Origin of the sequence: Roseateles albus, assembly GCF_028595345.1 — a bacterium.
GTDB classification, from domain to species: Bacteria; Pseudomonadota; Gammaproteobacteria; order Burkholderiales; family Burkholderiaceae_C; genus Paucibacter_A; species Paucibacter_A albus.
Genome location: NZ_JAQQXT010000008.1, coordinates 78,626 through 98,110 on the forward strand (window position 1 = coordinate 78,626; position 19,485 = coordinate 98,110).

The window sequence follows — 19,485 nt, forward strand, 5'->3', positions numbered from 1 at the left end:
GTGATAATTGCCGGCGTTGCCCGTAGCAATGCTTGGCGGGTCTCACTCAAATTTGAAAGCAATCATGTCCGAAGAGAACAACATCCCCAGCAACGCTCCCGTGTTCCAGATTCAGCGCATGTATCTGAAGGATCTGTCGCTGGAGCAGCCCAATGCGCCCCAGATCCTGTTGGAGCAGACTCAGCCTCAGGTTGATATCAATCTGGCCTTGTCCGCCGAGCCAGTGGCCGAAGGCGTGTTCGAAGTCTGCGTGACCGGTACCGTAACCACCAAGGTCGGCGAGCGTACTTTGTTCCTGATCGAAGCCAAGCAAGCCGGTATCTTCGAGATCCGCAATGTGCCGCAAGAGCAGGTCGAGGGCATCCTGGGCATCGTCTGCCCACAGATGATTTACCCTTATCTGCGCGCTATCGTGTCGGACGTTTGCACCCGCGCCGGTTTCCCGCCTGTGTTGCTGACGGAAGTTAATTTCCAGGCCATGTTTGAAGCTCAACAGGCCCAGCGCGAAGCAGCTGCCTCGCCAACGCTGAACTGATCGGTTCCCGCATGCAACGCGCCCCACGCTGCTTCAGGCAGCCGGGGCGCGTATTTTTTTGTCGAGCAAGCCTATGAAAATCAGTGTTTTGGGCGCTGGCGCCTGGGGTACGGCCTTGGCGATTCAGGCCAGTGGCCGCCATCAGGTGAAGTTGTGGGCGCGCGACGCAGCGGCGGTCGCCGTGATGCGTGCGTCGGCCCGCAATAGTCAATATCTGCCCGAGGCGGTTTTGCCGCCGGCGCTGCAGATCGAGTCCGATCTGGTTGCTGCAATCGCGCATGCCACGCAAGAGGATGGCTTGATCGTGGTGGCCACGCCGATGGCGGCGCTGCGCAGCATGCTGCTCGCCTTGCCCGATGGCGCGCGCGTGCTTTGGTTGTGCAAGGGTTTCGAAGCTGGTACCGGCTTGCTCGGCCATGAGATTGCTCGTGAGGTGCAGCCGCGCTTGCGCGTCGGGATTTTGTCGGGCCCGAGCTTTGCCCAAGAGGTCGCGGCCGGCCAACCCACAGCGCTGGTGGCAGCGAGCGAAGACGCTGAACTTGCGGCTGCCGCCGTTGAGGCTTTTCACAGCGAACGCTTGCGTGTCTATACCTCGGCCGATCCGATCGGCGTCGAGGTCGGCGGCGCGGTCAAAAACGTGATGGCGATCGCGGTCGGCACGGCCGACGGCCTGCGCCTGCGGGCCGAGCGGATTGGTGTGAGTGCGGATGCGCCCGGCCTCAATGCGCGTGCAGCGTTGATCACGCGCGGCTTGGCCGAAATGTTGCGCCTGGGGCTGGCGCTGGGTGCCCGCAGTGAAACCTTCATGGGCTTGTCCGGCATGGGTGATCTGGTGTTGACGGCGACCGGCGATTTATCGCGTAATCGCCGCGTTGGCCTGCTCTTGGCCGAGGGCCTGCCGCTGTCGCAGATCCTGCACGATCTCGGTCATGTGGCGGAGGGTGTTTACAGCGCGCCGACGGTTTTGGCGCGCGCGCAACTCAAGGGCGTGGACATGCCGATCACCGCAGCGGTGGTGGCTGTGCTGGAAGGGCGGCTGAGCCCGGTGGCAGCGGTTGACTTGCTGATGGGCCGGCAAGCCAAATCCGAGCATTGAGCAAGGCTCTTGCTTGTGCGGTTTCAGCCGCCGCCCGCGTAGCCGTTTTGCCGCCAGGCCTCGAACACCGCCACCGCGACGCTATTGCTCAAATTGAGGCTGCGTTGCTCAGGCAGCATGGGCAGACGCACCCGTTGCGCTAGGTCGAATTGCTCGCGTACAGCCTCGGGCAGCCCAGCTGTCTCTGAGCCGAAAACAAAGTAGTCGCCGGCCTGCCAATGTATCTCCGAGAACGGCCGACTGCCCTTGGTCGTGAAGGCAAACATGCGCTCGGCGGGCGGCTGCTGCTTGCTGAGGAAGGCGCTCCAACTGGCATGCCGGTGCACGGCGGTGTACTCGTGATAGTCGAGCCCGGCGCGCTGCAGCAGGCGGTCTTCCATCAGGAAACCTAGTGGCTCGATCAGGTGCAAGCTGCAGCCTGTGTTGGCGGCCAGACGAATGATGTTGCCGGTGTTCGGCGGGATCTCTGGTTGCACCAGCACGATATGGAACATGAGTTTTTCGAAAAAATCTTGGAGGAGAGAAATTCAGGCAATGCTGGCGTCTGGTGTGCGGGCTACCACCCAGGCCTGCACATTGACGGCGCCGGCCCGTCTGAGTACGCGAGCGATCTCATACAACGTGGCCCCGCTGGTCATCACATCATCGAGCAAGACCACATGGCTGCCGCGCAATTCTGCCGCACGCGTGGGTTTGACCGCAAAAGCGCGCTGCACATTGGTGGCGCGCTCATGCAGGGGCAGCTGCGCTTGTTGCTCGGTATGGCGCACCCGCAATAGCAACTCGGGCTCGCAATTCAGCTTGCGCTGCCTAGCCAGCGCGCGGGCCAGCTCGTAGCTCTGGTTATAGCCGCGCTCACGCTGGCGGGCCTGTGTCAAGGGCACAGGCAGCAGCCAATCGGGCGCTTCAGCCTCGGCAATGCTGAGCGCCTGGTTGAGGCGTTCCAGCAGGGTTTCGCGCAGTTCGAGCGCTTGGTGAAATTTGTAGTGCTGCAGCAAGCCGTCCCAAGGAAAGCCATAGTCCAGCGCTGCGATCGTGCGATCCAGGGGAGGAGGCTCACGCAAGCAGGCGCCACACTTGGCTTCGCGCCGGCCCGTCAATGCCGGGGCCAAGCGAGCGGCGCAGGTCCAGCAGCGTGGCGCCGGCCGTGCATAACGCATCAAGCAATCGCCACAGACATGCTGCTTGCACCAAGCGCGGCACACCGCACATTGACCTGAGCAACGCATCAGTACCCGCTCTACCGAGCTGGGTCTATGAGGTGCGAGGCTGCGCTCAGACATGGCTTCAATATACTGCCCCCAATGTCTGCTTCGCCTCCCCCCCCTAAGTACGAAAACGCTGGCCCACGAGAGCTGGATGCTCTTGCTCTTGCGCGTCATGCCCGTCGTTTAGCCCAAGCCGAGGCGCCGCCTTGGCTGCATCTTGATGTGGCCACGCGGATGGCAGAGCGGCTCCCCATCATCAAGTTGCAGCCCAAGCGGGTATTGCAGTGGTCGGCCTTTTTGGGGGCAACGGGGCAACTGCTGAGCGACGCCTATCCCAAGGCCGAGCAGCAGTGGGTGGAGGTAACGCCGGATCTGCGCGCGCGCAGCTCGGCCGCCAACAAGCGTGCTTGGTGGCAACTCTTGCCCGCAGGCTCGCAAGCCGTGGTGCTGGCCCCCGAAGCCGTCGAGGCCGGACGCGCGGACTTGGTCTGGGCCAATATGTGTTTGCATGCCAGCCCCGATTTGCCGGCCGCCTTGAAGGCCTGGTCAACGGCCTTGGCGGTGGACGGTTTCGTGATGTTTTCTTGCCTGGGGCCGGACAGCTTGGTGGAATTGCGCGCTATTTTCGCGCGCATGGGCTGGGGCAAAACCGCGCCGGATTGGTGGGATATGCACGATGTCGGTGACGCCATGGTGGCGGCCGGCTTTGCTGACCCGGTGATGGATCAGGAACGCATCACCTTGACCTGGGCCGATGGCGAAGCCTTGCTGCGCGATCTGCGTGCGCTGGGCGGCAATCTCGCGCCGGCACGCTTCCAGGGTAGCCGGGGGCGCGCTTGGCGGCAAAAATTGTTGGCCGAACTCGAGAGCTTGCGGAGCGGAGATGGGCGCCTGAAGCTCAGTCTTGAGCTGGTCTATGGGCATGCATTCAAGCCCAAGCCCAGGCTGCGTGTCAGCGCTGAAAGCAGCCTCTCACTCGAAGAAATGCGGGCGATGGTGCGCCGATCGGGGGCATGAAGTGCCGCAAAGACCACAGAGAGGTGATGGCGGTAGGCTAAACTATTTAATTAGTCAACATTTGACCCCGTAGTCTAGGGTCAGGACTTGCCGTAAGGCTTGAGCTGGCGCAAATGCGAGCTGATTCCTGCGGCTTCCCAGAATTGAATTAGAAACAAGAGTGACGACCATGAAAATGATGAACGCACGAGTGCATCAGGCCGCGCGCCGCTTGGGGCAAGTGGGGCAATTGGCACTTGCGGCCGGTGCAACGCTGGCGACGCAAGTGGCCTTGGCGGTGAACGATCTGCCGGGCGGCCCGGCCGTCAATCAGCTCAATCTGCACCCGCCGGTGACCAAGATTGCGACCGACCAGATGTGGTTGCACAACTTCATGATGGTCATCTGCTTGTTGATCTTTGTCGCCGTTTTCGGCGTGATGTTTTATTCGATCTTCAAGCACCGCAAGTCCAAGGGCGCGGTGTCCGCCAACTTCCATGAGAGCGTGGCGGTTGAGATCGCCTGGACCATCGTTCCTTTTGTGATCGTGATCTTGATGGCGCTGCCTGCTACCAAGGTGGTGGTGGCCATGAAGGACACCACCAATGCCGATGTGACCATCAAAGCCACCGGTTACCAGTGGGAATGGGGTTATGACTACCTGAAGGGTGAGGGCGAAGGCATCGGCTTCATCTCGGCCTTGGATGCTGGCCAGCGGGAAATGTCGGATTCCGGCAAGCCATCGGGCGATGACTATTTGTTCCGCGTTGATCATCCGCTGGTGGTGCCGGTCAATAAAAAGATCCGCATCATCACCACCGCAAACGACGTGATTCACGCCTGGATGGTGCCGGCCTTCGGCGTCAAGCAAGATGCGATTCCTGGCTTTGTGCGCGACACCTGGTTCAAGGCCGAAAAAGAAGGCGACTTCTACGGTCAGTGCGCCGAGTTGTGCGGCAAAGAGCATGCCTATATGCCCATCCATGTGAAGGTGGTTTCCGCCGAGGCGTACACACAGTGGGTGACCGAGCAGAAGAAGATCATGTCCGCCAAGGCCGATGATCCGAGCAAGGTTTGGGAGTTGCCCGCCTTGTTGGCGCGCGGCGAAAAGGTATACAACACCAATTGCGCCGCCTGCCACAAGGCCGACGGCAAGGGCGCGGGCCCGATCAAGCCTTTGGACGGTGCTGCCGTGGTGCTGAGCGACGAGAAACTCAAGCAGATCTCCGTGCTGCTGAACGGCCAGAACCAGAACACCATGCCCTCATGGAAGCAACTCAGCGATACCGATCTGGCGGCTGTGATCACCTTCACCAAGAACCACTGGTCGAATCAAACCGGTCAAGTGGTGCAGCCGGCCGAAGTCCTGGCAGCGCGCAAGTAAGCGTCTGAACGTCAACAAGCATCGAAAAAGGAAACAACATGAGTGCAGTGCTTGACCATCACGGTCACGACGTTCATGACCACCACGATCACCATGCCCCATCGGGCTGGCGTCGCTGGGTGTTCGCCACCAATCACAAAGACATCGGTACCCTGTACCTGCTGTTCTCGTTCACCATGCTGATGATCGGCGGCGTCTTGGCCTTGTGTATCCGCGCCGAGCTGTTCCAGCCGGGTCTGCAGTTCTTCAATCCTGAGCTGTTCAACCAGTTCACCACCATGCACGGCCTGATCATGGTGTTCGGCGCCATCATGCCGGCCTTCGTCGGTTTTGCTAACTGGATGATTCCACTGCAAATCGGCGCCGGCGACATGGCCTTTGCACGGATGAATAACTTCAGCTTCTGGCTGTTGATTCCTGCCGCCTTGTTGCTGGTGGGCTCGTTCTTCATGCCTGGCGGCGCGCCCGCCGCTGGCTGGACGCTGTATGCACCGCTGACCCTGCAAATGGGCCCATCGATGGACGCGGGCATCTTCGCCATGCACATCATGGGTGCGTCGTCGATCATGGGTTCGATCAATATCGTCGTGACGATTCTGAACATGCGCGCTCCTGGCATGACGCTGATGAAGATGCCGATGTTCTGCTGGACCTGGCTGATCACGGCCTACCTGTTGATCGCCGTGATGCCTGTATTGGCCGGCGCGATCACGATGACGCTGACCGACCGCCATTTCGGCACCTCCTTCTTCAACCCCGCCGGCGGCGGCGACCCGGTGATGTATCAGCACATCTTCTGGTTCTTCGGCCACCCCGAGGTCTACATCATGATCTTGCCGGCCTTCGGCATCATCAGCCAGATCGTGCCTGCCTTTGCTCGTAAGCGCTTGTTCGGCTATGCCTCGATGGTGTATGCGACGGCTTCGATCGCGATCCTGTCCTTTATCGTCTGGGCTCACCATATGTTCGCCACCGGCATGCCGGTGACGGGTCAGTTGTTCTTCATGTACGCCACCATGCTGATCGCGGTGCCGACGGGTGTGAAGATCTTCAACTGGCTGGCGACGATGTGGCGTGGTTCGATGACTTTCGAGTCACCAATGCTGTGGGCTGTGGGCTTTATCTTCGTGTTCACGATGGGCGGCTTCACCGGTCTGATCCTGGCGATGGCGCCGATCGACATTCAGGTGCAGGACACCTACTACGTGGTGGCCCATTTCCACTATGTGCTGGTGGCCGGTTCGCTGTTCGGTATGTTCGCTGGCTACTACTACTGGGGTCCGAAGTGGACCGGTGTGATGTATCCCGAGTGGAAAGGCAAGTTCCACTTCTGGGGCTCGCTGGTCACGTTCAACATCACCTTCTTCCCTATGCACTTCTTGGGTCTGGCCGGCATGCCACGTCGCTACGCCGACTACGCATTGCAGTTCGCTGATTTCAACGCGATTGCATCGGTGGGCGCCTTCGGCTTCGGTCTGATGCAGGTCTGGTTCTTCTTGTTTGTGGTCATTCCGATGATGCGCGGCAAGGGCGAAAAAGCTCCGCAGCAACCATGGGAAGGCGCAGAAGGCCTGGAGTGGGAAGTGCCTTCGCCGGCGCCGTTCCACACCTTTGAAGTGCCGCCCAAGCTGAACGCCGCGGCCACCAAGATCATTGGCTGAGCACCATGGCAGTTACCCCTGAACAACAAAAGAGCAATCGGCGCTTGGCGCTGATTCTGCTCAGCGTTGCGATCGTGTTCGGCGTGGGTTTTGTCAGCAAGATCATGCTGTTCGGTTTCTAAGCCGGCTTTATTGAGTCAATGAGCATGAAGCCCGATACCTGGAGATTCGCCGCCGCCTTGCGCAGGGACAACCTGCACTTGGTCGGCAAGCTTGTCGTGGTGACGGCCTTGATGTTCGGCTTTGGCTACGCCTTGGTGCCGCTGTACCGCGCGATATGCACGGCGCTCGGCATCAATGTGCTGTCCTTGGCGGAGCGCACGCACGCGGTGCGCGCCGAGGACGTCAAGAACACTCAGATCGATTACAGCCGCAGCATCGTGATCGAGTTTGACGCCAATTCGCGCGGACCGTGGGAGTTCAGTCCCGCGACCAAGTACCTGACGGTGCATCCGGGTGAGTTGACGACGGTGATGTATGAGTTCCGCAATGTGCAGAACAAGACGATGTCGGCGCAGGCAATACCGAGCTATGCCCCAAAGCAAGCCACCGCGCACTTCAATAAATTGGAGTGCTTTTGCTTCAACGAGTACACCCTACAGCCGGGTGAATCGAAGAAGTGGCCGGTGGTGTTTGTGATTGACCCCAAGCTGCCCAAAGACGTGAAGACCATCACTTTGTCCTATACCTTTTTTGAGGTGGCGGGCAAGGGCGTCAAGAAAACGGCGGCGATGCAGCCGGCGGTGCAAGGATTGAAGGGCTCGGCCTCATGAAGGCCGGCGAAGATTTGAAGCAGGCTGTGGCGCGGCCCCTGTCGTTTTTGCAGACGATGAGAGCGGTGGCCTGGTCGTTTTTCGGCGTGCGGCGCGGCGCCGATTATGAGAAAGATGTAGCCCAACTGAACCCGGTGCATGTCATCATCGCCGGCATCTTGGGTGCGGTTTTATTCGTGTTGGTGTTGGTGGTGCTGGTCCAGTGGGTCATTGGCAGCGGTATCGCCGGTGCCTAGATTCGATCAAGCGTCATCAGGACTGTAATCAGGACTGAATTTAGTTCGAGGAGAAGAGTTATGTCGGCAGCGACCACCACGGGCAAGGCCCCTTATTACTTCGTTCCAGGCCCGTCAAGGCATCCAGTGATGGGTGCGATTGGCCTGTTTTTTGTTGCCCTCGGAGCGGGGCAATGGGTGAATGGCCATCAGTGGGGCGCCTATTCGCTGGGCTTTGGCCTGCTGTGGTTTGCATTCGTGTTGACGCAATGGTTCGGCGAAGCGATTCGCGAAAGCGAAAGTGGTCAATACAGCGACCGGATCGACCTTTCCTACCGTTGGAGCATGGGTTGGTTCATCTTCTCCGAGGTGATGTTCTTCGCGGCTTTCTTCGGTGCCTTGTATTGGGCCCGGGTGCATGCCGTTCCTAACCTGGGCAGCTTGGAAAATTCGCTGCTGTGGCCAGACTTCAAAGCTCTGTGGCCCAGCGTCGCAGCCGGTGCAACCGCTGCACCTGCTGGCACCGTAGAGCCCTTCAGCACCATGGGCCCTTGGCCACTGCCGACCATTAACACGGCATTGCTGCTGACTTCGGGCCTTACCCTGACGATCGCACACCACGCCTTGATCGCCGGTAACCGTGCCAAGACGATCGGCTTTATGTGGATCACGGTTTTGTTGGGCGTGACTTTCCTGGGCGTTCAAGGTTACGAATATGCGCACGCCTATGCAGACCTGAACCTGAAGCTGACTTCCGGCATCTACGGCTCCACCTTCTTCATGTTGACCGGTTTCCACGGCTTCCATGTCTTTGTGGGCATGTTGATGCTGCTGTTCATCACATTGCGCCTGCAAAAAGGCCACTTCACCAAGGACCGCCATTTCGGATTCGAAGGTGCGGCTTGGTATTGGCACTTTGTTGACGTGGTTTGGTTGGGTCTCTACGTTATCGTTTACTGGATGTAAGCCAAAGCCGATTAGGCTTGCCCTGCAAAAAGCGCCGCAAAATGCGGCGCTTTTTTGTGGTCCAAGGCAAACTTATCAAGGCCGTAGCGGCAAACCGGTGGGTTCAATCCAGCCCATCCAATAGCTGAACAAAATGAACACAAACAGCGCCACGGACAGGCCAACCCGCAACGCCAAAGCGCGCGCCATCTTGGGCCTGCGTTGGCTTTTGTCGGCGCCGCTGTTGTTTTTGAGCATGAACAGACCGGCAGCGCCGAGCGCGCCCAGTATGCCGATGAAGGCGAAAAGAAATATGGTTTTCATGGCTGCTGATTATCTGTCGGCGCGGGTCTGATGAAGCTGAATTCACGGGCTGTTCTGCTCTTGCTCATCAGCTTGTCGTCGGCGGCCTTGACCGCCAGGCTGGGCTTTTGGCAATTGGACCGGGCCCGACAGAAGGAGGCTCTGCAGGCCGCTGTACTGGCGCTTGGCGAGAAGCCGCCGCTGCAAACCGCCGAGCTGACTGCATTGAGCCAGATGCCGGATGGTTTGACACAGCAGTTGCACAGGCGAGTGTCGTTGCGGGGCAGGTGGTTGAATGAACGAACCGTCTTCTTGGACAACCGACCAATGGACGGGCGCACGGGCTTTTTTGTGGTGACGCCTTTGCAACTGGAGGGGCAGTCCGCGTTGGTTTTGGTGCAGCGCGGCTGGTCTCCCCGCGATGCGAGCAATCGTAGTCAGCTGCAAAACGTACCGACGCCATCTGGCCTTGTCAGCGTCAGCGGGCGTTTGATTGCCGCGCCTTCCAAGGTCTATGAGTTTTCGGGCGCACCTCTTGGCCTGATCCGGCAAAATCTAGATCTGCCGGCGTTCGAGCAAGAGCTCGGTCGACCGCTCTTGCCGGTCACCGTCCTGCAACTCGCCGAGGCGCAAGTGGGCGAGCAGCCGGCGCCTGATGGACTTCTTCGTAGCTGGCAGGCGCCCGACGCGGGCGTGCACAAGCACTACGGTTATGCGTTTCAATGGTTTTTGCTGTCTGCCTTAATTCTGGGTCTCTATGTCTGGTTTCAAACAATCCGTCCCCGCAAGCAGCCCTAAGGGGCATGTTGAGCTTGTTGATGAGCCCCTCGGTATGACCGTCCATGGTTTGCCCGACCCTCAGCAAATGGCTGCGCAAGAGCGGACCCGTGGTGGGCGCTTGCGCATGTTGCTGGTGGTGGCCGCCTGCGCCGCGCCCGTCTTGGCTTCCTACTTCACCTTCTATGTGATTCAGCCGCGCGGCCAAGCCTATGGCGATTTGATCCAGCCGACCGTCGACCTGCCGGCCAAGCTCAGTCTGCGTGATTTGGACGGCAAAGCTGTTGCTGCCGATTCTTTGAAAGGGCAATGGTTGCTCACCCTGGTGCAGAGCGGTGACTGCGACGACGCCTGCGAGAAGCAGTTGTTCATGCAGCGTCAATTGCGTGAGATGCTGGGTAAGGAGCGTGACAAGGTCGACAAGCTCTTGCTGCTCTCTGATGACATTGCACTGAAGCCGGCCTTGCAAAAGGCGCTGGCCCAGCAAGGCGTGGCTGTGACGGTGCTGCGGGCGTCCAAGGCCGAGTTGGAGGCATGGCTGAAGCCGGCCGCAGGCACGGCGTTGCGGGACCATCTGTTTGTGATTGATCCAATGGGCCGCTGGATGCTGAGGTCGCCGCAGACGCCGGACCCGGCAAAGGTCAAAGCGGACTTGAATCGGCTACTCAAGGCCAATGCAGGTTGGGACAAAGCCGGGCGTTGAGGCCATGACAGCGTCGTTTGACTTCACCCCCTTGTGGCAACTGGCGGGGCTAGGCGCCTTGTTGGCTGCCGGCCCCTTGCTTTGGCTGCGTCTGCGGTCGGCAGGTGCCGGGCCGCAGGCGAGGCTGCGAGCCCTGACTTTGCTGACCCTGTTTCTGACCTTTGATTTGGTGGTGTTTGGCGCTTTCACGCGGCTGACCGATTCCGGCCTGGGTTGCCCCGATTGGCCGGGCTGCTACGGCAGCGCTTCGCCGCTGGGAGCAAGGGACGAAATCTTGGCCGCCCAAACCGCCATGCCTACAGGCCCGGTCACGCATGGCAAGGCCTGGGTCGAGATGGTCCATCGTTACCTTGCCAGCGGCGTCGGCGTGTTGATCCTCGTGCTGTGCGTGATGAGTTGGCGATATGCGCGGGCTAGCCAAGGGCAGGCCGGCGCGGTGTCGCCCTGGTGGGCCACGCTGACCCTGATCTGGGTTTGCATGCAGGGGGCTTTTGGCGCTTTGACGGTGACGATGAAGCTCTTCCCGGCCATCGTGACCTTGCATTTGCTCGGGGGCATGGGGCTGCTGATGTTGCTCGCCTGGCAAGCGCAGGGCTATCAGCCCAAGCCCTTGGCGCTTGGCCGCGGCCTCAGGTGGGCTGTGGCGGTCGTGCTCGTGCTGAGCTTACTGCAAGTCGCCCTGGGCGGCTGGGTCAGCACCAATTACGCGGTCTTGGCTTGCTCCGAGTTTCCTCAGTGCCAGGGCGGTCAATGGTTGCCGGAGCTGGATTTCCGCCATGGCTTTACGATTTGGCGTGAGTTGGGTGTGGGCGCCGACGGAGGTTGGCTGCCCTTCGCCGCCTTGACTGCCATCCACTGGACTCACCGATTGGGTGCCTTGATTTTGTTCACCGCGCTGCTGCTCTTGGCTTGGCGGCTTTGGCGCAGTGGCCAGACTGAGGCTGGGCAATGGGCGCGTCGCCTATTGCTGGTCGCCGCTTGGCAGGTTTTAAGCGGCGTATCCAATGTGGTGCTGGATTGGCCACTGCTGGCCGCTTTGGCCCATACCGCCGGTGCAGCGGCCCTTTTGATCTTGTTGACCACATTGTTGGCGCGGCTTTGCGAAGTCCGTCAAGTTCGGCTCTGAATTTCCTATTCCACCGTATTCTTCGTCCCTATGGCTTCATCACCCCCCCTCGCTGCTTCGCCGCCGCCTAGCTCAAGCTGGCAGCAATACTATCAATTGACCAAACCAAGGGTCGTTCAGCTGATCGTGTTTTGCGCGGTCATCGGCATGGCGCTGGCTATCCCCGGTCTGCCCTCCGCGAGCGAATGGGTCAAGGTCGGGGCAGCCACCGTCGGCATTTGGTTGGTGGCCGGCGCCGCCGCTGCATTCAACTGCTTGGTTGAGCAGCAGATTGACTCCAAGATGAAGCGCACCGCGTGGCGGGCCACGGCCAGGGGCGAGCTCAGCCGCCTTCAGGCGCTGATTTTTTCGGCTGTTCTGTGTGGTTTGGGCATGGCCATTTTGTGGTTTTGGGTCAACCCGCTGACCATGTGGCTGACCTTCGCCACCTTCATCGGCTACGCGGTGATTTACACCGTTATTCTGAAACCGATGACGCCGCAAAACATCGTCATTGGCGGCGCTTCAGGCGCGATGCCGCCGGTCTTGGGTTGGGCCGCTTTGCGTGGCGATGTCGGGCCCGAGGCGATGCTTTTGTGTTTGATTATTTTCCTTTGGACGCCACCGCATTTTTGGGCCCTGGCGCTTTACCGAACCGAGGAATACCGCAAAGCCGGCTTGCCCATGCTGCCCGTCACCCATGGTGCTGAGTACACCCGCTTGCAGATCTTTCTCTACACCTGGGTGTTGTTTGCCGCGACGCTTTTGCCCTTTTTGACCGGCATGAGCGGCTGGATCTATTTGCTCAGCGCGATTGGCTTGGGCCTGGGCTTTTGCAGTTATGCCTGGAGGCTGTGGCGCGAGTATTCCGACGAGTTGGCGCGCGCTACTTTCCGCTTTTCGCTCTGGCATTTGTCGCTCTTGTTTGCGGCGCTGCTGGTCGACCACTACCTGCTGCCCTGGACGAGTTGAACCATGAAGAAAGTTATCGGCATCAGCCGCAACTTAGGCCTAGCGGCCTTGCTGACGATCAGTCTGGGCTTGACGGCTTGCGACCAACTTGGCTTTGGCAGCAAAGCAAAGCCGAGCTTTCAAGGTGTTGATCTGACCGGCGCCGAATACGCCCGCAGCCTCAATATGAGCGACCAGGACGGCCGCAGCCGCAGCTTGGCCGAGTTCAAGGGCAAGATTCCGGTGGTGTTCTTTGGCTATACCCAGTGCCCCGACGTGTGCCCGACGACCTTGGCTGAGCTGGCCGAGGTCAAGCGCTCGCTGGGTGCGGACGGCGAAAGGGTGCAGGGCATCTTTGTGACCATTGATCCCGAGCGAGACAGCGCGGCCTTGCTCAAAGCCTATGTGGCAAGCTTTGACCCCAGCTTTATTGCCCTGCGCGGCAGCGATGAACAAACCAAGGCGGTAGCCAAAGAGTTCAAGGTCTACTTCGCCAAGGTGGCCGGAAAGACGCCAGAGAGCTACACCATGGACCACACCGCCGCCAGTTTCATCTTTGACACCCAGGGCCGGGTGCGCGTGTTCTCACGCTACGGTTCAGGCGCATCGGCGCTGGCCAATGACATCAAACTGTTGTTGGCGGAAAAGAACTAGCTTCAGCGCATGCTGCTCAACAAAAAGCCCCAGTCGCTTGCGCGCTGGGGCTTTTGTTCGACAGGCTGCTGGCCTGATCAAGCCGGCGTCAAGGCCTTGCGCATTTTCTTCATCGCCGCCACTTCGATCTGGCGGATCCGCTCGGCGCTGACGCCGTACTCGGCGGCCAGTTCGTGCAGCGTCATGCCGCCAGTGTTGTCGTCGTTGACGTTCAACCAGCGTTCCTGAACGATGCGCCGGCTGCGTTCATCCAGTGCCTCCAGGGCCTGATTGATACCGTCGCTGGCCAAAGTATTGCGGGCCTGTGTTTCCAGTACGCGAGTCGGCTCTTGGCTTTCATCGGCCAGATAGGCGATTGGCGCATAGCTTTCGCTCCCGTCCCCATGGTCGTCGGTCTGCGGTTCCAGCGCCACATCGCCGCCCGACATGCGGGTTTCCATCTCCAGCACTTCTTCGCGCTTCACATTCAGCGTCGTCGCGACATGATCCAGCTGTGCCTCGGTCAGGCTGTTGCGGTGGCTCATGTCATCCGACTGGTCTTCCTTCATGCTGTGCTTCATCGAGCGCAGATTGAAGAACAGCTTGCGCTGCGCCTTGGTGGTGGCGACCTTCACCATGCGCCAGTTGCGCAGCACATATTCGTGGATCTCGGCCTTGATCCAATGCATCGCATAGCTGACCAAGCGCACGCCTTGATCAGGGTCGTAGCGCTTGACGGCCTTCATCAGGCCGACATTGCCTTCCTGGATCAAATCGCCTTGCGGCAGGCCGTAGCCCATGTACTGGCGTGAAATAGAAACTACCAGCCGCAAATGGGACAAAACCAACTTACCGGCGGCCTCAAGATCACCCGTATCGCGCAGACGGCGAGCAGCTGCGCCTTCTTCTTCCGCGCTCAGCAGGGGGAGGCGGTTGATGGCGGAGATGTAGGCATCCAGATTGCCGAGCGAAGGCACCAGCGACCATGGGTCGCGTACCGTCAGAGCAGAGGGGTTAGACATCGTCATCATCTTCTTTCTCAAAGCAAACCTTGTGAGGTCGACAGGAGCAATATTAGCACTCCATCGCGAGGAGTGCCAAAGATGAGGAGACTTCGGAAGACGGTCATCTAAAAACCAAGGACTCAGCGAGTGCAATCACTAACTTAGTATCGACCCTCACTGAGTTTCGAGCCTTTTGCATTCAGTTTGGAACGCCGGCTACACAAAAAAGGGACTCTCACTGCCTGAACTTGCGGGCCAGTCGCCGAACGGCCAAGCGCTGGTGCGCGACAGCCAGCTCGGGCCTCATATTGCGCCCTGGGGCCCGTCAACCTCGCGGCGGCCGTTCGCTAGCAGCGGTGAGCAGGCCAATCGCCTGTTGGAGTACCGCAATCAATCACTACCCTGAGTTTTGGTCGGCTTGCACCCGCTCGGTGCAAGCCCTCATGGGGGCGGGCAACCGTTCAGAGATAATTCAAATCAATTGAAACGCTTTACCAAGGCATTTGGAACAAATGGACGATGAGTCAAACGATGCCAAGCAACCGGAATCGGTTGCGGCGGTACTGAAGGTTTTTGCGATCTTGCAGGCCTTGTCAGAGCGCAGCGAGACCGGCATTTCGGATCTGTCGGTGCGCTTGGCCATGCCCAAGGCGACGGTCTACCGTTTCTTGCAGACCATGATGACGCTGGGCTATGTGCATCAACAAGCCGACAGCGAGCGCTATGGCCTGACCATGCGGGCTTTCGAGCTGGGCGCCAAGGCCTTGCAGTACCCGGATCTGGTGGATCTGGCCAAGCACCATATGCAGATGCTGGCCGACAAGACCGGCGAGACGGTTCACTTGGGCACTTTGATCGACAGCGAGATCATCTATGTGCACAAGATCGATTCACGCCACACGCTGGGCATGTATTCCAAAGTAGGGCGGCGCGCGCCGCTGCACAACACCGCCATCGGCAAGGTGCTGATGGCTTGGGAGCATCCCGAGCGGCGCGACCGCATCCTGGATGGCGCCGAGTTCAAGCGTTTTCGCGACAAAACCATCGTCGACCGGCAAGCCTTTTTGGTCGAACTGGAGCGCTGCAAGGCGCAAGGGTATGGCGAGGACAGGGAGGAGTTCGATGAACATATCCGCTGCCTGGGCATCCCGATTTTTGACCGGCTGAACCAGCCGATTGCCGGCATGAGCGTTTCCTTTCCGACATTTCGCTATGACGAAGAGAAAGCGCCGGAAATCATTGCCATGCTCACTGCAGCCAGCCGGGACATTTCCGCCAAGCTGGGATGCACAAAATTCCCGCTCGATGCGGTGAAGGCCGCATCGACCTGAAACTGCGCTGCGTCTCAGTCCATCAAGCCGAAATCGGGGCTGGACACCATGGCCTCGATATCGAGCAGGATCAGCATCCTCTCGCCTATCTTGCCCAGACCGGTGATGAAGCGCGCGTCGAGCGCGGCGGCGACTTCGGGGCGCGCCTTGATCTGCTCGACATTGAGCTCCAGCACGTCGGAGACGGCGTCCACCACGATGCCGACCACGCGCTGGCAAACGTTCAGCACGATCACCACGGTGAAGGCGTTGTACTCGCCGCTTTGCCCCAAGCGCAAACGCAGGTCGACGATAGGCACGATCACGCCACGCAGATTGACGACGCCCTTGACGAAGTGCGGGGCGTTGGCAACCCGGGTCGGCGGCTCATAGGAGCGGATTTCTTGTACCCGCAAGATGTCGAGGCCGTATTCCTCGGCGCCGACATGAAAGGTCAGAAATTGCTTGGAATCAGGCCGGGCCTGGTCTGCGGCATAGACGGCGTTGGAGCCGGAGGAAGAAACCAGTGCGGTAGTGCTCATGGATTGGACGGGCTAGCAAGGTTACGGAGTTTTTGCGAAAAGGGCCGAAGGGTGCAGGTATTTTGCGCCGAAGCTGGCCGTTGAATCCTGGGATCAAGCCCCGGCGACTGGCTTTTTCAAACGATGGGCGAAAAAAAGCCCCGCTTGAGTTTCAATTCAGCGGGGCTTCTGAGCTGTTGCAGCCTTAGACGTTGAACAAGAAGTTCAGCACGTCGCCGTCCTTGACCACATATTCCTTGCCTTCGGCGCGCATCTTGCCGGCATCCTTGGCGCCTTGTTCACCCTTGTAGGTGATGAAGTCTTCATAGGCGATGGTTTGGGCGCGGATATAGCCGCGTTCGAAGTCGGTGTGGATCACGCCGGCGGCTTGCGGGCCGGTGTCGCCTTTGTGGATGGTCCAGGCGCGCACTTCCTTGACGCCGGCCGTGAAGTAGGTCTGCAGGCCCAGCAGGCTGAAGCCGGCGCGAATCAGGCGGTTCAGACCTGGTTCGTCCTGGCCCATTTCGGCCAGGAACATGGTCCTGTCTTCGTCCGACATTTCCGACAACTCGGCTTCGGTCTTGGCGCAAATCGCCACCACCGGCGCGCTTTGCGCCTTCGCGTACTCGGTCAAGCGGTCGAGGAAGGGGTTGTTCTCGAAACCGTCTTCCGACACATTGGCGACGAACATGGCCGGCTTGGCCGTGATCAGACACAGGGGCTTGAGCAGCACCAGCTCTTCCTTGCTGAAGTCAATGCCGCGCACCGGCTTGGCTTCGTTCAACGCGGCCTCGCATTTCTCCAGCACCTTGACCAGGGCGATCGCGTCCTTGTCACCGGCGCGGGCCACCTTGTTGTAGCGGTGCAGGCTTTTCTCGACCGTGCCCATATCGGCTAGGCAGAGTTCGGTCTGAATCACCTCGATGTCGGAGATCGGGTCGACCTTGCCGCTGACATGAATGACGTTGCCGTCCTCGAAGCAGCGCACCACGTTGACGATGGCGTCGGTTTCGCGGATGTGCGACAGAAACTTGTTGCCCAGGCCTTCACCCTTGGAGGCGCCAGCCACCAAGCCGGCGATGTCCACAAACTCCACCACGGCGGGCAAGATGCGTTCGGGCTTGACGATTTCGGCCAGGGCGGCGAGGCGCTCGTCCGGCAACTCGACCACGCCGACATTGGGCTCAATCGTGCAGAAGGGGTAGTTCTCGGCGGCGATGCCGGCCTTGGTCAGCGCATTGAAAAGAGTGGACTTGCCAACATTGGGCAGGCCCACGATGCCGCATTTGAGGCTCATGGAAGGCTTTCTGGGTGTGGTGCGGGAGACGCAAAGGCGGGATTTTAGACGCTCCGGCTAAATGACCTGTTCTAAGCCTTGTTCTGCATCCTGTTCAGGGGCCCTGACCCAACGCCTTCCAGCGCCTTGCCTACAATGCCCGAATGCAAAAATATGAGGTCTTGGTTCGTGGCTCGGGTTGTGTCGGGCGCAGCTTGGCGTTGGCCCTGGGCGCGCAGGGCCTGCGTGTGGCCTTGCTGGGCAGCGCCGAGGCCAGCTTGGCGCAGCGAGAAGATGTGCGCAGCTATGCCTTGAACGCCGCCTCGGTGCGTTTGTTGCGCGAACTCAAGGTCTGGGATTCATTGCCTCTTGACGCGATCAGCCCGGTCTACGACATCAAGGTCAGCGGCGACCAAGCCGGCGCGCTGCTGGAGTTTTCGGCCTGGCAGCAAGGTGTTGCTGAGCTGGCGTTCATCGTTGACGCGGGCGCCCTGGAGCAGCAGCTCGCCACGGCCTTGCGCTTTTCTCCCCATGTGAAGATCGTCGATGCGCCGGTGCCCGCCGATTTGACCGCGCTGTGCGAGGGGCGCGATTCCCAGCAGCGTGCAGAGCTGGGCGTGCGCTTTGAGGCCCACGCCTATGGCCACCGCGCCATTGCCGCCCGCCTGAGCTCGAACCTGCCTCACCAAGGCGTCGCACGGCAGTGGTTCAGGTCACCCGATGTCTTGGCCCTGTTGCCGATTGAAAAACCCAGCGCAGGCTGCTCCTACGGCCTGGTGTGGTCCTTGCCCGAGCAGCAGGCGCTTGACTTGCTGGCTGAGCCCGATGCCGAGTTCGAGGCGGCCATGAATGCCGCCAGTGGTGGTGAAGCCGGGATCTTGACGCTGGCCACGGGCCGCTCCTCATGGCCCCTGGCGCGGGCCCAGGCCGAGCCGGTGCAAGGCCCGGGCTGGGTGTTGCTGGGCGATGCGGCGCACCTGGTCCATCCCTTGGCCGGCCAAGGCCTCAACCTGGGTTTGGCCGATGTGGCCGCTTTGGCTGCCGTTTTGGCCACCAAGGAGGCTTGGCGCTCGGTCGGTGACGAGCGCCTGCTGCGCCGCTTTGCACGCGCCCGCATGGCCCCCAATTGGGCCATGGGCGAGTTGACCGATGGTCTGCTGAAAGTTTTTGCCAGCGAGGCGATGCCCTTGCGCGAGTTGCGCAACAAGGGCTTGAATGCGCTGAATTCTGTTCCACCCTTGAAGCGTTGGTTGACCACGCGCGCTCTGGGTCTTTGATGTTTACTTTTGCCTAAATCCTCACACCATGAAGATGCTGAAAGCTACGACCTCCATCACCGCCGCGCTCTTGCTGGCCATGCCTTTGCTGGCGCAGGCCAATGAGGCCGTCATCCGCAAGAATTTGGCCGAGCGCCTGGCCAGTTTGCCCAAGGTGGACGAAGTCAAACAAAGTCCGATGCCGGGGCTGTGGGAAATCCGCATCGGCAACGAGATTCGCTATACCGATGCGACGGGCACTTATTTGATTGAAGGCGAGCTGATCGACTTGCGCACGCGCAAAAACTTGACCGAAGAGCGCGTCATCAAGCTGCAAACGGTTGACTTTGCCAGCCTGCCTTTGAAAGACGCCGTGGTCTGGAAGACAGGCGACGGCAAGCGCCGCATTGCGATTTTCTCCGACCCGAACTGTGGTTATTGCAAGCGCTTCGAGCGCTCTTTGCAAGATGTCAAAGACCTGACGGTCTACACCTTTTTGATTCCAATCCTGGGCGGTGATTCACCCGAGAAGGCGCGTTCGGTCTGGTGCGCCAAGGACAGCACCGCAACTTGGCGCGCCTGGATGTTGGACGGCAAGGCGCCGGCCAAGCCTATGGGTGCTTGTGACGACAGCGCGATCGAGCGCAATCTTGCCCTGTCCAAGCGCAGCCATGTCAGCGGAACGCCGGCCATCATCTTTGAAGACGGCAGCCGTGCTCCGGGTGCTTTGAGCGCCGAGCAGTTGGAAAAGCGCTTGCAGGCGGTGGGCAAGTCCTGACCCTGGCGTGACCCCGTAGCCCGTCAAGTCCTTTTGTTCACCACATCGTCATCCG

General features: G+C 60.0%; 23 protein-coding genes. 17 read left to right on the top strand and 6 right to left on the bottom strand.

Annotation, left to right across the window (positions count from 1 at the left end; translation table 11 throughout):
* The first annotated feature begins 64 nt into the window (after window positions 1-64).
* Both secB and PRZ03_RS13980 read left to right on the top strand, forming a co-directional pair.
* Complete coding sequence (secB, locus tag PRZ03_RS13975) at window positions 65-535, top strand: protein-export chaperone SecB (RefSeq protein ID WP_263533976.1); 471 nt, start codon at window positions 65-67, stop codon at window positions 533-535.
* Between the two features lie 73 nt (window positions 536-608).
* Window positions 609-1,631 (top strand): NAD(P)H-dependent glycerol-3-phosphate dehydrogenase, encoded by a 1,023-nt coding sequence (locus PRZ03_RS13980; RefSeq protein WP_273600875.1) that lies wholly within the window; start codon window positions 609-611, stop codon window positions 1,629-1,631.
* A gap of 23 nt (window positions 1,632-1,654) precedes the next feature.
* Here the strand turns inward: PRZ03_RS13980 and trmL are convergent, their stop codons facing one another.
* A complete protein-coding gene (gene trmL, locus PRZ03_RS13985; protein ID WP_263533978.1) occupies window positions 1,655-2,125 on the bottom strand; it encodes a tRNA (uridine(34)/cytosine(34)/5-carboxymethylaminomethyluridine(34)-2'-O)-methyltransferase TrmL in 471 nt (156 codons plus the stop codon).
* A 33-nt stretch (window positions 2,126-2,158) separates the two neighbouring features.
* Window positions 2,159-2,914 (bottom strand): ComF family protein, encoded by a 756-nt coding sequence (locus PRZ03_RS13990; protein WP_273600876.1) that lies wholly within the window; start codon window positions 2,912-2,914, stop codon window positions 2,159-2,161.
* Window positions 2,915-2,935: 21 nt separating this feature from the next.
* Here PRZ03_RS13990 and PRZ03_RS13995 point away from each other — a divergent pair, with 21 nt between their 5' ends.
* The 7 genes from PRZ03_RS13995 (at window position 2,936) to PRZ03_RS14025 (ending at window position 8,834) form a co-directional block, all read left to right on the top strand.
* Window positions 2,936-3,856, top strand: a complete 921-nt coding sequence (locus tag PRZ03_RS13995; RefSeq protein WP_273600877.1) for a class I SAM-dependent methyltransferase — start codon at window positions 2,936-2,938, stop codon at window positions 3,854-3,856.
* Window positions 3,857-4,025: 169 nt separating this feature from the next.
* A complete protein-coding gene (gene coxB, locus PRZ03_RS14000) occupies window positions 4,026-5,219 on the top strand; it encodes a cytochrome c oxidase subunit II (RefSeq protein WP_409993963.1) in 1,194 nt (397 codons plus the stop codon).
* Window positions 5,220-5,257: 38 nt separating this feature from the next.
* Window positions 5,258-6,880, top strand: coding sequence for a cytochrome c oxidase subunit I (gene ctaD, locus PRZ03_RS14005; protein WP_263533981.1), 1,623 nt, complete (start codon window positions 5,258-5,260; stop codon window positions 6,878-6,880).
* Window positions 6,881-6,885: 5 nt separating this feature from the next.
* On the top strand, window positions 6,886-7,002 hold the full coding sequence (locus PRZ03_RS14010) for a cytochrome oxidase small assembly protein (protein WP_263533982.1): 117 nt from the start codon (window positions 6,886-6,888) through the stop codon (window positions 7,000-7,002).
* Between the two features lie 18 nt (window positions 7,003-7,020).
* A complete protein-coding gene (locus PRZ03_RS14015) occupies window positions 7,021-7,653 on the top strand; it encodes a cytochrome c oxidase assembly protein (protein WP_409993964.1) in 633 nt (210 codons plus the stop codon).
* The gene (locus PRZ03_RS14020) at window positions 7,650-7,889 is read left to right on the top strand and encodes a DUF2970 domain-containing protein (protein WP_263533984.1); all 240 of its coding nucleotides are present in this window, start codon (window positions 7,650-7,652) and stop codon (window positions 7,887-7,889) included. The genes PRZ03_RS14015 and PRZ03_RS14020 overlap by 4 nt, the downstream gene beginning before the upstream one ends.
* 60 nt (window positions 7,890-7,949) lie before the next feature.
* Window positions 7,950-8,834 (top strand): cytochrome c oxidase subunit 3, encoded by an 885-nt coding sequence (locus tag PRZ03_RS14025; protein ID WP_273600879.1) that lies wholly within the window; start codon window positions 7,950-7,952, stop codon window positions 8,832-8,834.
* A 75-nt stretch (window positions 8,835-8,909) separates the two neighbouring features.
* On the opposite strand, the gene PRZ03_RS14030 is transcribed toward PRZ03_RS14025, so the two are convergent.
* Entirely contained in the window at window positions 8,910-9,137 is a 228-nt protein-coding gene (locus tag PRZ03_RS14030; protein WP_273600880.1) for a DUF2909 domain-containing protein, read from the bottom strand.
* A 30-nt stretch (window positions 9,138-9,167) separates the two neighbouring features.
* Here PRZ03_RS14030 and PRZ03_RS14035 point away from each other — a divergent pair, with 30 nt between their 5' ends.
* Genes PRZ03_RS14035 through PRZ03_RS14055 form a run of 5 tightly spaced genes read left to right on the top strand, consistent with a single transcriptional unit; the run spans window position 9,168 to window position 13,306 of the window.
* Window positions 9,168-9,914, top strand: coding sequence for an SURF1 family protein (locus tag PRZ03_RS14035; RefSeq protein ID WP_273600881.1), 747 nt, complete (start codon window positions 9,168-9,170; stop codon window positions 9,912-9,914).
* A 34-nt stretch (window positions 9,915-9,948) separates the two neighbouring features.
* Complete coding sequence (locus PRZ03_RS14040; RefSeq protein WP_273600882.1) at window positions 9,949-10,596, top strand: SCO family protein; 648 nt, start codon at window positions 9,949-9,951, stop codon at window positions 10,594-10,596.
* A 4-nt stretch (window positions 10,597-10,600) separates the two neighbouring features.
* Window positions 10,601-11,722, top strand: coding sequence for a COX15/CtaA family protein (locus tag PRZ03_RS14045; RefSeq protein WP_273600883.1), 1,122 nt, complete (start codon window positions 10,601-10,603; stop codon window positions 11,720-11,722).
* A gap of 30 nt (window positions 11,723-11,752) precedes the next feature.
* Complete coding sequence (gene cyoE, locus PRZ03_RS14050) at window positions 11,753-12,673, top strand: heme o synthase (protein ID WP_263533990.1); 921 nt, start codon at window positions 11,753-11,755, stop codon at window positions 12,671-12,673.
* A 3-nt stretch (window positions 12,674-12,676) separates the two neighbouring features.
* Window positions 12,677-13,306, top strand: a complete 630-nt coding sequence (locus PRZ03_RS14055; protein ID WP_273600884.1) for an SCO family protein — start codon at window positions 12,677-12,679, stop codon at window positions 13,304-13,306.
* A 77-nt stretch (window positions 13,307-13,383) separates the two neighbouring features.
* Here PRZ03_RS14055 and rpoH read toward each other — a convergent pair whose 3' ends face one another.
* The gene (gene rpoH / locus PRZ03_RS14060; RefSeq protein WP_263533992.1) at window positions 13,384-14,316 is read right to left on the bottom strand and encodes an RNA polymerase sigma factor RpoH; all 933 of its coding nucleotides are present in this window, start codon (window positions 14,314-14,316) and stop codon (window positions 13,384-13,386) included.
* A gap of 485 nt (window positions 14,317-14,801) precedes the next feature.
* Here rpoH and kdgR point away from each other — a divergent pair, with 485 nt between their 5' ends.
* Window positions 14,802-15,620, top strand: a complete 819-nt coding sequence (gene kdgR, locus PRZ03_RS14065; protein ID WP_273600885.1) for a DNA-binding transcriptional regulator KdgR — start codon at window positions 14,802-14,804, stop codon at window positions 15,618-15,620.
* A 14-nt stretch (window positions 15,621-15,634) separates the two neighbouring features.
* Here the strand turns inward: kdgR and PRZ03_RS14070 are convergent, their stop codons facing one another.
* Together PRZ03_RS14070 and ychF are read right to left on the bottom strand one after the other, a co-directional pair.
* Window positions 15,635-16,141: a chemotaxis protein CheW gene (locus PRZ03_RS14070; protein WP_263534036.1), complete on the bottom strand. Its 507-nt coding sequence runs from the start codon at window positions 16,139-16,141 to the stop codon at window positions 15,635-15,637.
* Window positions 16,142-16,325: 184 nt separating this feature from the next.
* Window positions 16,326-17,417, bottom strand: coding sequence for a redox-regulated ATPase YchF (gene ychF / locus PRZ03_RS14075; RefSeq protein WP_263534037.1), 1,092 nt, complete (start codon window positions 17,415-17,417; stop codon window positions 16,326-16,328).
* Between the two features lie 143 nt (window positions 17,418-17,560).
* Between ychF and PRZ03_RS14080 the strand changes: the two genes are divergently transcribed.
* Window positions 17,561-18,673, top strand: a complete 1,113-nt coding sequence (locus PRZ03_RS14080) for an FAD-dependent monooxygenase (protein ID WP_273600886.1) — start codon at window positions 17,561-17,563, stop codon at window positions 18,671-18,673.
* Window positions 18,674-18,701: 28 nt separating this feature from the next.
* Window positions 18,702-19,430 carry a DsbC family protein gene (locus tag PRZ03_RS14085; RefSeq protein WP_273600887.1) on the top strand — a complete coding sequence of 243 codons (729 nt, stop codon included), beginning with the start codon at window positions 18,702-18,704 and terminating at the stop codon, window positions 19,428-19,430.
* Window positions 19,431-19,485 lie beyond the last annotated feature (55 nt).